Source organism: Streptomyces sp. CLCI03 (genome assembly GCF_053615355.1).
Genome location: NZ_CM132132.1, coordinates 4,685,251 through 4,698,452 on the forward strand (window position 1 = coordinate 4,685,251; position 13,202 = coordinate 4,698,452).

Genomic DNA, 13,202 nt, shown 5'->3' on the forward strand with positions numbered 1-13,202 from the left:
CGGATTGGAGACATCCGTGAAGGACCTCAAGTTCGAGCAGAAGAGTTCCCTTTCCCGTCTTGAGGCCGCCGATCAGCTTTCGGCGCTCGCCGAGGCGCTGCGCCACGGCGGCAACGCCGAACTGGAACTCGGCCCCGGGAAGATGAGCCTGCGCGTCCCCGACGAGCTCCGCACCGAGATCGAGGTCGAGGTCGGCGACGGGGAGATCGAGATGGAGATCGAGCTCAAGTGGCCCACCAGGCGGGCCGGGGCCGCGTGACAGCGCCCCCGGACGGCCCGCGGACCGTCCCGGAGGGGGAGGCGGGGCGCGGCGACTACAGCGGCGCCGTCTACGGCTCCCTGCTCGCCGCCTCCGTCGTGGTCGGGGCCGGGACGCTCGGCAAGTTCCCGCGGCTGGAACTCGCCGTGCTGCTCCTGGGCACCGGCATCGTGTTCTGGGCCGCGCACGTCTTCGCCCGCCTCTTCGGGGCCCGTATGGTGCACCACCTGAGCTGGGGCGTGATCCGCAGTACGGCCAAGGAGGAGCGGCCGATCATCAAGGCGGCCGTCCCACCGGCCGTCGCCGCCCTCATCGCCCCGTGGCTCGGTCTGGGGCCCCAGGGCATCGCCTGGCTGGCGCTCGCGGTCGCCCTGATCGGCCAGGTCGGTTGGGCCACCGTGGCCGCCAGTCGCGCCGGTGCCTCGCGCCGGATGATGATGCTGGCCGGCGCGATCAACCTCTTCCTCGGGCTGCTCATCGTCCTCCTCAAGGTCGCCCTCGCGCATTGAAGGGCGATGCGCGACGGCGCGACGGCGCGACGGCGCCCTTCGCGCTTCCTTCCGGCGCCCTTCGCGCTACCTTCCCCCGTACTCCGCCAGAGCCGCGCGCAGCCGGCCGACGCCCTCGGTGATCTCGGCCGGCGTGTGCGTCGTGAAGGAGAGGCGCAGGGTGCGGGGATCCGGGGCGGTGGCGTGGAAGGGGGCGCCCGGGACGAAGGCGACGCCGTGCGTGACGGCCGTCCTGAGCAGGTCCGTCGCGTCGTGGCCCGCCGGCAGGCGGGCCCAGAGGAACATGCCGCCCTCGGGCAGGTTCCACGCGCAGTCGCCCGGCAGGCTTCGGGCCAGGGCGCCGTGCAGGGCGTCACGGCGCTCCCGGTAGGCCGTTCGGACCGCCGCTATGTGCGCGTCGAGGTCGACGGCCGCGAGGTAGTGCGCCGCCGCCAGCTGGTCGACGGTGGAGGTGTGGAGGTCCGCCGCCTGCTTGGCGACCACCGCGGCCCTCCGCAGCGCCGCCGGGGCCCGGAGCCAGCCGAGCCGCAGCCCGGGGGCCATGACCTTCGAGAAGCTGCCGAGCAGGGCCGTACGGTCCTCCGCGCCCGGGTGCGCGGCGAGCCACGGGAGGTCGGAGCCCTCGTAGCGCAGTTCCCCGTACGGGTCGTCCTCCACCAGCCACAGCCCGAGCCGGGCCGCCGTCCGTGCGATCGCCGCACGACGGTCGGCCGGGAGGGTGCGTCCCGTCGGGTTCTGGAAGGTCGGGACGGTGTACAGCAGCTTCGGCCGCTCGCGCGCGACGACGTCCGCCAGCGCGTCCGGGAGGATGCCCTGCGCGTCGCAGGGCACGGCCACCACCCGGGCCCCCGCCAGGCGGAAGCACTGGAGGGCCGCGAGGTAGGTGGGGTTCTCGACCAGCACCACGTCGCCGGGTTCGACGAGGGTGGCGGTGATGAGCGTCAGGGCCTGCTGGGAGCCCGAGGTGATGAGTACGTCGTCCGGGCCGGTCGGCAGTCCGCGTGCGGTCGCCCGGGCGGCGACGGCCTCGCGGAGCTCGGGTGCGCCCTCGGTGGTCGAGTACTGGAGCGCGCGCCGCGCGGACCCCGCGAAGGCGGCGTCGTACGCGGCCCGCAGGCCCTCGGTGTCGAACAGTTCGGGCGCGGGGAGGCCGCCGGCGAGGGAGATGATCCCGGGCCGTTCGGTGAGCGCCAGGATCTCGCGGACGGGGGACCCCTCCACGGAGGCGGCGCGGGCGGCGAACGCGGGCGGCGGCGCGGAGGAGGGGAAGGCAGAGGCGGAGGCAGAAGCAGAGGTAGAGGCAGCGGCGGCGGGCACGGCGGCAGGCACGGGCAGCTCCTTCAGGAGGCGGGTGCGCGCATCGTAACGAGGGGAAGTTGTAGACGGCACGTATGTATCAGGGGGTGGACCGTCCGCCCGGGACCCCCGACCCCTCCCCATCTGACGCCACATCAGCTAGACCGTTCCCATGACGACAGGAGAGCAGGACCCGCAGCAGGACACCCGCGTCGACGACTACGCCGAGCTCGCGGCCGTCGGCCCCTACGGCGTCCACCCCGGCCATGCGCTGATCACCATGGTCGAACCGCACCCGGGCCACGAGTACGCGTACAACCGCTGGTACGAGGACGACCACTACTACGCCGGCGCCATGGCCATGCCCTGGATGTACGCGGGCCGCCGCTGGGTGGCCACCCGTGAGCTGCAGGAGCTGCGCTACCCGGAGAAGTCGGCCGTCGCCCAACCCGTCACCGCGGGCTGCTACATATCGACGTACTGGGTCACCCAGGGCCGCTACGACGAGCACATGAAGTGGACCGTCGGCATCAACAAGCGCCTCAATCGCGACGGGCGGGTCTACCAGGACCGCACCCACGTCTTCACGTCCTTCCAGGACCACGCGGCCACCGTCTACCGCGACGGCGCCGCCGGCCCGCGGGACTTCCACGCCCTGGATCACCCGTACGAGGGGCTCGTCGTCCAGGTCGTCGACGCCGACGGGCCGGAGCAGCGGGCCGAGTTGCTGGAGTGGCTGCGCTCGCGCGCCCTGCCGAAGCGGCTGCACGGCGGTCCGGCCGCGATGGTGACGATCTTCCGCCCCACCCCGCTGCCGGGTGACCGGATGACGTACGTCAAGCAGGTGGAGGGCGTCGACACCCGCCTCACGCTGCTGTGGTTCCTCCAGCAGGACCCCCGTACCTGCTGGGACCGCTTCCAAGGGCTCGACACGGAGGTCGCGGAGGCGGGGTTGGGGCGGGTGGAGCTGGTGGCGCCGTTCGTCCCGACGGTGCCGGGGACCGATCGTTACGTCGATCAGCTGCGCTGAGGGAGCCGCCGCGACCCGGGGCATGGCCGAGCCCCCTCGGCCAAGACGGCGGGTCGGTCGAGAGGGCTCCAGTCAGTGACGCGGGTGCTGCGGGTGTTGCGTGTGGTGCAGGTGCTGCGAGTGGTGGAGCAGCCGGGCCCGCTGGTGTCGAACGCGGGGACCGAACGGTAGGGGCGGTACGGACAGCGAGGCCGGTTGGGACGCGCCGTGATGTTCAGGCGAGGCGTCCCAGCCGGCCCTCGGTGACGCCGGTGACGAACGAGGTCCAGGAGTCGGGCGCGAAGGTGAGGGACGGTCCGTCCTGAGCCTTCGAGTCGCGGACGGCGATGGTCTCCATGACAGGGGACTTGACCTCGACGCAGGCGCCGTTGGCGGAGTAGGAGGACTTGATCCAGTTGGCCGTGGCGCCCTGGCGAATAGCCATGTTTCTCTCCGGTGAGCGAGTAGTTCCGGTGGTTCGGGTGTCCTGTCGGCCAATTTCCCGGCTGACCTGATCGACGCTACCGGCAGCTCCTGACGGGTGAAGGGACCATTCACCCGACCGGGTGGCATATTCCATTCAAGCCTGTTGTGGCTGGGGAGTGACGGTGTACGGTGCCGACCCGCTCGCCGCGCGCGCGGTAAATCCCGGTCGTTTCCCGCCCCTATGCCCCCTTGTCTGCATATTGGTTGATGATCCCCGAGATGAAGTCCCTGGTCTGGTCGACATTCAGCGCCTGCGCGCGCAGGTGCTCGTACATCACGCTGTACTTCTGGACGTCGTTGGCCTTCTCCAGGTACAGGTCGCTCGTCACGCCCTCGATGTAGACGACGGTCGAGTCGGACGCGTCCGGGAACTCCAGGATCGCGTACTGGCCGTTCACGCCGGGGTGCGCGCCCAGCTCGAAGGGCATCACCTGCACGGTGACGTGCGGCTGCTCCGACTGCTCTATCAAGTATTCGAGCTGCCGGATCATCAACTGCGCATCGCCCACGCGCCGGCGCAGCGCGGCCTCGTCGATCACCGCCCACAGGCGCAGCGGACCGAGGTCCGGGTTGTTGTTCTCCGTCTCGGAGAGCCGCTTCTGGCGGTGCATCCGGACCTGGACGCGCTTGTCGACGTCGGCCGGGGCGGTCTCCGGCCACGCGCCGCGGACGAGGGACTGGGCGTACTCCGTCGTCTGGAGCAGCCCCGGGATCACCAGGGGCTCGTACGTGCGCAGGCTGGCGGCGTCCGTCTCCAGGCCGATGTAGACGCTGTACGGGATGTCGCCGAAGGCGTGCCACCAGCCCTGCTGGCGGGAATCCTTGGCCATCTGCATGAGCGAGTCGATGAGGCGGCGGTCCTCGACCTCGTAGACGTCGCACAGGTCGCGGACGTCGCGCTGGCTGATGGAGCGGCGGCCGTTCTCCAGTCGGCTGATCTTCGACTGGGAGACGAGGAGGCGCTCGGCGACCTGTTCGGCCGTCATGCCCTTGTCCTCACGGAGCTTGCGCAACTCCATGCCCAGTCGGCGGCGTCGGACGGTGGGATTGACATTGGACGCCACGTGAACGGCACCTCCGCCTTCTTCTGTCGTTGCAGCTGTCTCTCTGCGTATCTGGTGTTGAGCAGACTGCCACCGAAGCGGGCGGCGCCGCTGGGGAACGCCGGGAAACACAGACGCGCGGGGTGGCGGGGTCGGCGAACCGGCCCCGCCACCCCGCGCGCTGGCGGCTCCCGAACCGACCGGGTCCTCACGGACGTCGGTCTGGGCGGTGGCGTTGCGATGGTGGTGCGATGAAGCGGGTGATCGGGTGGAACGGATTCAACGAGTGGAACGGGTGGAACGGGGTGGATCAGTGCGCGGCCGCGCGGGCCATCGCGCCCGTCCGGCGCGGCTGCAGCGGAACGCTGCTCGCCGTGGCACGGGCCGGCGGTGCGGGTGCGCGGTCACGGCGTGGCTGTGCGGCCACACCGTTCTGGACGTCCATCACGGCATGCGCCACGAGTCCGCCCATCGGGTCGTGCCGGATCAGGTCCCGCAGTCGGGACCTGGACGACCGCCCCTCGTTGCCGGGGTACAGGTGCTTGCCGAGTCCGACCGCGTGGGCCAGTGCGGCGAGCGCCGCGGTCCGCGGGTCCGGCGGTACGCCGGTGCGGATCGCACTGTCGAGCCGGGCTCGGATCTCCCGGCTGATCTCCGTGTCCGTCGCCTGGTAGCGAGTCGTCGGAAGCACTCCGCACATCTGTCCCGCGACGGCATGGACCATGCCGCAACGCTCCAGATGAGCGAGGTAAATCTGGCGGAGCCCCAGTCGGGGTCCACCGATCCAGTGGACGGCCCGTACCGGGCTGCCGCGCCTGCGCAGCAGTTCCAGTGCGGAGTCCAGAGTCGGATCTCCTGTCGGCCGTGGCATCACCACGGCGATACGATCCCCATCAGGGGCTATCCGTCCTGCCAGAGCCAGCTCCACTAGCTGTGCCCCGGCCAGGCCGAGGTCGAGCGACTGCGGCTGCGCCGTGGTACCCGTGGCCGGGTCCAAGGCGAGCAGCAGAAGCTCCTCCGGAATTGTTCTGCGGCTCCTGCCCATCCATGCCTCCCCGCGTGGATGAGTGACAGGGTGACGCCTCTCACATTCATCTGTCGAGAGCGCGTGGTCGCTTTGTGGGGGAACCCGCAGCTATGTCGTTCTCGTCTCGCACGGGGGCGATGCTCCCGAGACGGGACACTGTTAGACATTCGGACAGCCGGACATGGCGGCGATGGAGGAGGAACGGTGGCGGGCGAGTCCCCCGACAAGTCGGTAGATGAAGGAGCGCCGGGGGCGGCGGAGTCGTCCGCGGAGCGTGATCCGAGGCTGTCGGTGTTCCGGCCGCGGGATCCCGAGAGCGGCGGGGCCGCGGCTGCCGCCGGTGCCGGTGCCGGTGTCGACGTCGATGTCCAGACCGACGCCGATGCCGATACCGAGGTCGAAGCCGAAGCCGAAGCCGAAGCCGAAGCCGAGGTCGAAGCCGAGTCCGGCTCCGCATCCGAGTCCGCATCCGGAGCCGGCGGGCGGGACCCGCTGCGGGACGCGGTGGCGGCGTGGGTCGCCTCCGCGGACGCCGACGACACCGATGCCGGCGATTCCGACGGCGACGCCGCAACGGGCGAAGCCGAGGATTCCGCTTCGGCGGACGGTGCGGCGGGCGCGGCCGAGCCCGAGGCCGACGGGGTCGACACGCCGGATGCCCGTACCGAAGCGACGGACTCCGACGCCGGCTCCGACCCGGCCCCCGCTTCGGATTCCGCTTCGGATGCCGCCGCGGACTCCTCCGATGCTCCGGCTCCGGCCGTCGAGGCGAAGCCCCCGGTCGAGGAGCCGAAGGCGGAGGCGCCCGCGGACAGCGAGCGCACCGCCGTGTTCAGGGCATTCACGCCCGTCAAGGCGAAGCCCGCGGCCGAGAAGCCGAAGGTCGAAGAGGACGAGAAGGCCGATCAGCCTGCGGACAGTGAGCGCACTGCCGTGTTCCGCGCCTTCAAGTCGGATTCCGCTTCGCCCCCTGCGGCGGAGCGACCCAAGCCCGCGGCCGAGAAGCCGAAGGTCGACGAGCCGGCGGACAGCGAACGCACCGCCGTGTTCCGCGCCGTGAAGTCCGGTTCCGCTTCGGCTCCCGCCGCGGAGGCGAAGCCGGCCGCCGGCGCGGCCGAGAAGCCCGTGGACAGCGAGCGCACCGCGGTCTTCCGCGTCCCGAAGGTGGACGCGGCCGAGGCGAAGGCGGAGGCCCCGAAGCAGGCCCCCGCCAAGCCGCTGACCCTGGCCAAGCCGAACGAGGCCCGGGCCGTCGTCAAGCCCGCCGAGCCGAAGCCCGCCGCCGATCCGGCCGAGGCCGAGCCCGCCGAGGCCAAGCCCGCGGCCGAGGCGCCCAAGGGCAGCACCTTCGTACCGCTGCGTCCCGAGGGCATCACGCCGACGCCCGCGGCCGGGCAGCGCCCGAAGGCTCCGGTTCCGCCCGCCGCCGCGCGGTTCGACCACTCCGAGCGGACCACGCAGCAGCCGCTGCCGCCCAAGCCGCCGCTCGACATGCTGGCGGACCTCACGAACAACCCGCCCCCGCCGCCGAGCCCGATGCGCACCGCCATCCGGCGGGTCAAGATCTACGCGCCGCTCGTCGTGCTGCTGGCGGTCATCCTGGCCGTCGTGCAGCTGGTGCGCCCACTGCCCGAGCCGACGCTCGTCATGACGGCGAAGTCCTCGTACACCTTCGAGGGCGCCAAGCCCCAGCTGCCGTGGCCCACCGAGGGCCAGGCGTACATGGCGGCCGCCGGTCTCGGCACGCTCGGTCAGTCCGGCGAGCAGAAGCCCGTGCCGATCGCGAGCGTCACCAAGTCGATGACGGCGTACATCATCCTGCGCGACCACCCGATCAAGAAGGGTGATCAGGGCGCGATGATCGACGTCGACCAGACGGCCGAGACTGAGGGCAAGAAGAACAACTCGACCGACAACGAGTCCACCCTCGACACGGTCAAGGCGGGCGACAAGATCTCGGAGTACGACGCGATCGCCGCCCTCATGATCCCGTCGGCCAACAACATCGCGCGGCTCCTCGCGCGCTGGGACTCCGGTTCCCAGGAGGCGTTCGTCAAGAAGATGAACGACACCGCCAAGGAACTCGGCATGAAGAACACCACGTACACGGACCCCTCGGGTCTGGACGCGACCACGGTGAGCACCGCCGAGGACCAGGTGAAGCTGGGCCTGAAGCTCGTCGAGATCGAGACGCTGCTGGACATCACCAAGAAGCCCAAGTGGGTCGACCCGTCCGGCAAGGAATGGCGGAACTGGAACGGCCTGGTCCCGTACAACGACTCGCTCGGCATCAAGACCGGTACGACGACCAAGGCCGGCGGAAACCTCCTCTTCGCCGCGCAGAAGAAGGTCGGCAACACCAACCAGCTGATCGTCGGGGCCGTCCTCGGCCAGCACAAGCCGCCGATCATCGACAGTGTGCTCGCCGCCAGCAAGCAACTGATGCTCGCCACGCAGAAGTCCCTCGACGGCGCGACCGTCGTGAAGAAGGGCGATGTCGTGGGCTACGTCGACGACGGGCTCGGCGGCCGCACGCCGGTCGTGGCCACCGCCGACGTGCAGGCGGTCGGCTGGTCCGGGCTGACCGTCGAGGTGAAGCTCGCGAACGGCGGCGGCACGCTGCCGCAGACCGCGGCGGCCGGTACCGAGGTCGGCCTGCTGACCGTCGGCGAGGGTGCCAGCCAGGTCAAGGTGCCGGTGGCCCTGAAGACCGACCTGGCCGCGCCGGGCATCGGCAGCAAGCTGACGCGCGTCGGCTGACCTCCGGTGGGAACGTGGATCCGGCGCCCCGGGCAACCCCGGGGCGCCGGGCCGCGTCTTGGCCCCCGGGAAGTTCGTGACTCATGGGTTGGGGAGTGCGGCAGTGACCACCGCTGAGCAGCAGGGCCGGCGCCCGGAGGCCATCCCGACGGCCGACGTGACCGAGGCGCCCGCCGCGGGCGCCGGGTCGGCCGTGCTCTCCGCGCCGGCACCGAGAACGGCGCCCGCGTCCGAGCCCGCGTCCGAGCCCGCCGCCGCGTCCGAGTCCGCGTCCGGTCCCGGGCCCGAGGGCATACGGGCGCCCCGCGGCCCGCTCACGGGCGCGCTCGACGCGGCCCGGCGCCACCCGGTGGCCGTCGCCACCGTCCTCGCCGGGCTGCTGCACGTCGTCTGGTTCTTCTGCTTCGCCAACAGCGGCGGCGACCTGGCCGCGCAGGACGCCTGGGCCGAGTTCGTCGGCCGCCATCCCGACTCGGCGTACAACCTCGCCTGGTACGGCGGCATGCACCCCGTCTCGTACAGCGTGGTCTCGCCGTACCTCATGCACATGCTCGGCGTCCGGACCACGATGATGATCGCCGGCACCGTCTCGGCCGGACTGCTCGCGCTGATCCTGACCCGCTGCCGCGGGGCCGTGCGCGAGCCCCTGTGGCCCGCGCTCGCCGGTGTCTACGGGCTGTTCTGCAACGCCCTCTCGGGCCGCGTCACCTTCGGCCTCGGCGTGGTGTTCGCGCTCGGCGCCGTCGCCGCCGTCTTCTGCTGGCCCCGCAAATGGGCGGAGCGGCGCTGGGCCAAGGCCGCGGTCGCGGCCCCGCTGGCCGGCCTCGCGACCGCCGCCAGCCCCGTCGCCGGGCTCTTCCTCGGGGTGATCGCGGCCGCGCTGTTCCTGAGCGGGCGGCGCCCGGGCGCGTACGCGCTGGGGCTGGCCCCGGTGGCCGTGGTGGGGCTGTCGGCGTGGCTGTTCCCGTTCTCGGGGACACAACCGATGAAGATCGGCTCGGCCGGGCTGCCGTTCGTGTTCGGGCTGCTGATCGTGTTCCTCGTACCGAGGCGGTGGAAGACCGTCCGGATCGCCTCGGCCGTCTACGCCCTCGGGGTCTTCCTCACCTGGGCGATCGACTCCCAGGTCGGCTCGAACGTCACCCGCATGGTGATGCTGTTCGGCGGGGTCGCGCTGCTCGCCGCCCTCCCGTACGAGCGGCCGCGCTCGCGCCGCTGGTACGCGGTGCTGCTGGCCTTCGTCGGGCTGAACGCCTGGATCACCACCAACAGCGTCACCGACATCGTCCGCACCACCCCGCTGGCAGCCTGGAGCCGGGAGCTGGCCCCGCTCGTCGACCAGCTGCAGAAGGCGGGCGCCGACCGGGGCCGGGTCGAGGTGGTCCCGGCCAGCAGCCACCGGGAGTCCTCCGCCTTCCCCTCGTACGTGAACCTCGCGCGCGGCTGGAACCGGCAGGCGGACCTGGAGCGCAACCCGCTGTTCTACGACGACACCCTCACCGCCGACAGCTACCGGGCGTGGCTGGAGCGCTGGGCCGTGCACTACGTGGTGCTGCCCGCCGACAAACCCGACTCGGGTGGGGAGGACGAGGCGAAGCTGGTGCGCGCGGGGCTCCCGTACCTCCAGCAGGTGTGGGGCGACGCGAACTGGCAGCTCTTCAAGGTCGAGGGCCCCACCGACCTGGTGGCCGGGCCGGCGAGCGTGGTGCGGGCGAGCGCCGACCAGCTGGTCGTCGACGTGAAGCAGCCCGGACGGGTGCTCGTGCGGATCCCGCACTCGCCGTGGCTGGGGCTGGTGGACGCGGCGGGCAAGCCCGTACCGCCGCCGCAGGAGACCTTCGCCTCCAAGGCGCGGGGCGGGAGCGGGGACGGCGGCGCGCTGCGCAAGCAGTACGCGAACACGGCGGGATGCCTCTTCAAGGCCGCTCCGGACGACACCGGGGACGTGTGGACGGAACTGCTGGCGCCGGCGCCGGGGGAGTACCGGGTGGCGGCGAAGTACCAGCTGCCGCGGGGAACGCCCTGCCCGGAGGACCTGGTGCACCAGACCCTGGGCCGGCCGAAGCGCCCGGCTCCGCCGCGTCCGTGATCGACGCCGGTGCCCGACAGCCGTGATCGACACCTGTGATCGACACCCGTGATCGGCATTCTTTACCCGCCGGTCCGGGTGCGTTGGTCCGTATATGTGCATACGATCCCAGTAGTCCGATTGGGTGCTTCCCGAAGGAGTTGACGACGGGATGAACAAAGAGCAGAAGCGGGATGTCCGGGCGGCCATCGCGAAGGCGCAGGAGCAGGCGCAACCGCCGCGCGCTCCAGGACACGGCTTCAGCGGTCCGGTACGGAGCAAGGTCAAGGGCGGCCTGCACACGAAGGCCGCGCTCAAGCGCGCCGGCACTCCGCAGGGCGACCGTATCGGCGAACGCAGCAGCGGCCTGAGCTGACCGTGATGGCACAGCCCTTCCGGCCCGCGCCGGAAGGGCTTCGTGCGCTCCGTCGCTATCCGGCCTGAGCCGGTGCGATCCGGCCGGATCCCGCCGGTCACCCACCGGGGCTCGCGCATTACCGTGACGTGACCATGAACGACACGCGGCGCGACGAGCGGCTGCGGCCGCGCCCGCGGCTGCCTGCCTGGACCTCCACCCTGACCTGGAAGGCCACGGTCTTCATCACCCTCATGTGCTGCGGGCTCGCGGCACTGCTGGGGTGCCTCGTGCACGGCGCCATGACCCGCCAGACCGTCGGCGCGGCCCGGGAGAAGGCACTGACCCGGCTGGAACGCACCATCGAGGCCTACGAGGCCGGCGCGCGCATGCCGCGCGGCGAGGGCATCGACCCGCCGGGCCTGCCCCCGGAGCTGCGCGCCCTGGCCGTCGGCGGCCGGCGCGGCACGGTCGTCGGCACGCACCGGGGCCGGCCCGTGATGTGGGCGGCCGGGCCCGCCGCCAACGGCGGCGCGATAGCCGCCTCCGTGGACTTCCGCGCCGGCGAGCGGACCATCGTCGAACTGGACCGGGCCATCCTCGGCTCCTCGGGGCTCGCCATCGGCGGCACCCTCCTCATCGGCGCGTTCGGAGTCACCCGGATCACCCGGCGGCTGCACCTGACCGCGCAGGTGGCCCGCCGGATCAGCGCGGGCGACCTCGACGCGCGCGTCGCCGACAGCACGCGCAGCAAGGACGAGGTGGCGGCGGTCTCCCGGGCCCTGGACACCATGGCCTCGTCACTGCAGGTCAAGCTGGAAGCGGAACAACGGTTCACCGCCGATGTCGCCCACGAGCTCCGCACCCCGCTGACCGGCCTGAACGCGGCCGCCGAGCTCCTGCCGCCGGGCCGCCCGGCCGAACTCGTACGGGACCGGGTACGGGCGATGCGCGCGCTGACCGAGGACCTGCTGGAGATCTCCCGGCTGGAGACGCGCGGCGAACGCCTGGAACTGGACGCGCACGACCTGGCCGACCTGGCGGCGCACACGATCCGCGCCTCGGGCACCGACACGGCCCTGGAGGTGCGGGGCGCGCGCGACTTCCAGCGGGTGGAGACGGACCGGCGGCGCCTGGAGCGGATCCTCGGCAACCTCGTGGCCAACGCGCACCACCACGGCGCGGCCCCCGTCACGCTCGCGGTCGACGGCCGGACCCTGACCCTGACCGTGACGGACTCCGGCCCCGGCTATCCGGACTACCTGCTGACCGGCGGCCCGCAGCGGTTCCGTACCGAGGGCACGAACAAGGGCCACGGGCTGGGCCTGACCATCGCCGCCGGTCAGGCCCGGGTCCTCGGCGCCACCCTGACCTTCCGCAATCGGGAGGCGGGCGGCGCCGAGGCCCGCGTCACGCTCCCAGGGCCCGCAGCACCGGCAGCAACTGCGCCTCCTCACCGTCGAGATGAGCCTCCAGCTCCCGGCTCATCCGCTCCACCCGCTGGCTGAACCCGGCGCCGGGCGCGTCCAGGGCCCGTACCAACTCCTCCTGGAGCCGTGCGATGTCGCGGTGCTCGGCGCCGATCCGGCGGAAGAACTCCCGCATGTGCGGATGCTGTTGCTCCAGGTACGGGAAGAGGCCGGCGTCCTCGCTCCGGTGGTGGAACTCCAGTGAATGACAGAACGCGAGGCAGTGCTGGCGCAGTTGCAGCCCGAGCGAGGCCGCCCCGACGCCGCTCGGCTCCTCGCGCGCGAGTTCCCGTACGAGGGCCAGCTGAGCCCGCAGCCAGCCGTGCACGTCGAGCAACTTCCCGGCGATCCCGCCCTCCTGGGACGGGGCCTCGTGCGTGCGCTGGAGCGCGACGACGGGGATCACCCGCCGGGTGCGCGCCTGGTACTCGCCGTACCCGGGCTCCGCGCGGGCGATCCGCGCGAACAACGCGTCCCGCCGGGCCCCTTCGGCAGGAACGGCGACGGCCTCGTACTCCTCGGCCCCGGTCTCGACCTGGACGAGGGGCAGCGCGAGCAGGTTGTGATACCAGGCGGGATGCCGGTCGGCCCCGGCGGCGGACGCCACGACGAGCAGCTCCCCGTCCCCCCGGGCGAACCCGAGCGGAACGGTGTGCGCCTTCCCCGACCTGGCGCCGGTGGTGGTGAGCAGGATCAGCTCGGAACCTTCGAAGGGCCCGCCGACCTGGCCGGCGTTCGCCCTGAACTCTTCGATGACGGCGTGATTGAACGATGACACGGAGTGTGTATTTCCTCACGGTGTGTGTGCGTGCGGGAGCAGCGGAACAACCGAGAGAGATCACCCGTAGCCGGTGGCATACATGCCCATGGGCCCGGTCCTTCGACAACAGGTGCCTGCCCAACCACCGCCCGGCCCACATC

At 71.9% G+C, this 13,202-nt stretch carries 12 protein-coding genes; 7 read left to right on the top strand and 5 right to left on the bottom strand.

The features are described 5' to 3' along the window. Positions 1–16 precede the first annotated feature (16 nt). Together ACWG52_RS21725 and ACWG52_RS21730 are read left to right on the top strand one after the other, a co-directional pair. The gene (locus tag ACWG52_RS21725; protein WP_389815182.1) at positions 17–259 is read left to right on the top strand and encodes an amphi-Trp domain-containing protein; all 243 of its coding nucleotides are present in this window, start codon (positions 17–19) and stop codon (positions 257–259) included. After that, positions 256–768 (top strand): hypothetical protein, encoded by a 513-nt coding sequence (locus ACWG52_RS21730; RefSeq protein WP_389815185.1) that lies wholly within the window; start codon positions 256–258, stop codon positions 766–768. The genes ACWG52_RS21725 and ACWG52_RS21730 overlap by 4 nt, the downstream gene beginning before the upstream one ends. 66 nt (positions 769–834) lie before the next feature. On the opposite strand, the gene ACWG52_RS21735 is transcribed toward ACWG52_RS21730, so the two are convergent. Then, the gene (locus ACWG52_RS21735; protein ID WP_389815422.1) at positions 835–2,085 is read right to left on the bottom strand and encodes an aminotransferase-like domain-containing protein; all 1,251 of its coding nucleotides are present in this window, start codon (positions 2,083–2,085) and stop codon (positions 835–837) included. A 151-nt stretch (positions 2,086–2,236) separates the two neighbouring features. On the opposite strand from ACWG52_RS21735, the gene ACWG52_RS21740 reads away from it, so the two are divergent. Beyond that, positions 2,237–3,094, top strand: coding sequence for a hypothetical protein (locus ACWG52_RS21740; protein WP_389815188.1), 858 nt, complete (start codon positions 2,237–2,239; stop codon positions 3,092–3,094). Positions 3,095–3,308: 214 nt separating this feature from the next. On the opposite strand, the gene ACWG52_RS21745 is transcribed toward ACWG52_RS21740, so the two are convergent. The 3 genes from ACWG52_RS21745 to ACWG52_RS21755 all read right to left on the bottom strand — a co-directional run bounded on the left by ACWG52_RS21745 (position 3,309) and on the right by ACWG52_RS21755 (position 5,647). Further along, the gene (locus tag ACWG52_RS21745) at positions 3,309–3,518 is read right to left on the bottom strand and encodes a DUF397 domain-containing protein (protein WP_390168292.1); all 210 of its coding nucleotides are present in this window, start codon (positions 3,516–3,518) and stop codon (positions 3,309–3,311) included. Positions 3,519–3,738: 220 nt separating this feature from the next. Next, entirely contained in the window at positions 3,739–4,623 is an 885-nt protein-coding gene (locus ACWG52_RS21750; protein WP_030717316.1) for a helix-turn-helix domain-containing protein, read from the bottom strand. 289 nt (positions 4,624–4,912) lie between these two features. Further along, positions 4,913–5,647 (bottom strand): GOLPH3/VPS74 family protein, encoded by a 735-nt coding sequence (locus ACWG52_RS21755; RefSeq protein WP_030390041.1) that lies wholly within the window; start codon positions 5,645–5,647, stop codon positions 4,913–4,915. A 186-nt stretch (positions 5,648–5,833) separates the two neighbouring features. Here ACWG52_RS21755 and ACWG52_RS21760 point away from each other — a divergent pair, with 186 nt between their 5' ends. The 4 genes from ACWG52_RS21760 (at position 5,834) to ACWG52_RS21775 (ending at position 12,320) form a co-directional block, all read left to right on the top strand. Further along, complete coding sequence (locus tag ACWG52_RS21760; RefSeq protein WP_453125671.1) at positions 5,834–8,389, top strand: D-alanyl-D-alanine carboxypeptidase family protein; 2,556 nt, start codon at positions 5,834–5,836, stop codon at positions 8,387–8,389. Positions 8,390–8,492: 103 nt separating this feature from the next. Then, positions 8,493–10,478 carry an MFS transporter gene (locus ACWG52_RS21765; RefSeq protein ID WP_389815197.1) on the top strand — a complete coding sequence of 662 codons (1,986 nt, stop codon included), beginning with the start codon at positions 8,493–8,495 and terminating at the stop codon, positions 10,476–10,478. Between the two features lie 151 nt (positions 10,479–10,629). Beyond that, positions 10,630–10,833 (top strand): hypothetical protein, encoded by a 204-nt coding sequence (locus tag ACWG52_RS21770; RefSeq protein ID WP_202506911.1) that lies wholly within the window; start codon positions 10,630–10,632, stop codon positions 10,831–10,833. A 134-nt stretch (positions 10,834–10,967) separates the two neighbouring features. Beyond that, the gene (locus tag ACWG52_RS21775; protein ID WP_389815199.1) at positions 10,968–12,320 is read left to right on the top strand and encodes an ATP-binding protein; all 1,353 of its coding nucleotides are present in this window, start codon (positions 10,968–10,970) and stop codon (positions 12,318–12,320) included. On the opposite strand, the gene ACWG52_RS21780 is transcribed toward ACWG52_RS21775, so the two are convergent. Beyond that, positions 12,223–13,059 carry a nitroreductase/quinone reductase family protein gene (locus tag ACWG52_RS21780; RefSeq protein ID WP_390168296.1) on the bottom strand — a complete coding sequence of 279 codons (837 nt, stop codon included), beginning with the start codon at positions 13,057–13,059 and terminating at the stop codon, positions 12,223–12,225. The genes ACWG52_RS21775 and ACWG52_RS21780 overlap by 98 nt on opposite strands. Positions 13,060–13,202 lie beyond the last annotated feature (143 nt).

Bases quoted from the DNA above. Each gene is read 5' to 3' on its own strand.
- ACWG52_RS21740 (WP_389815188.1), top strand. From the start codon at position 2,237: ATGACGACAGGAGAGCAGGACCCGCAGCAGGACACCCGCGTCGACGAC.
- ACWG52_RS21745 (WP_390168292.1), bottom strand. From the start codon at position 3,518: ATGGCTATTCGCCAGGGCGCCACGGCCAACTGGATCAAGTCCTCCTAC.
- ACWG52_RS21755 (WP_030390041.1), bottom strand. From the start codon at position 5,647: ATGGGCAGGAGCCGCAGAACAATTCCGGAGGAGCTTCTGCTGCTCGCC.
- ACWG52_RS21770 (WP_202506911.1), top strand. From the start codon at position 10,630: ATGAACAAAGAGCAGAAGCGGGATGTCCGGGCGGCCATCGCGAAGGCG.
- ACWG52_RS21775 (WP_389815199.1), top strand. From the start codon at position 10,968: ATGAACGACACGCGGCGCGACGAGCGGCTGCGGCCGCGCCCGCGGCTG.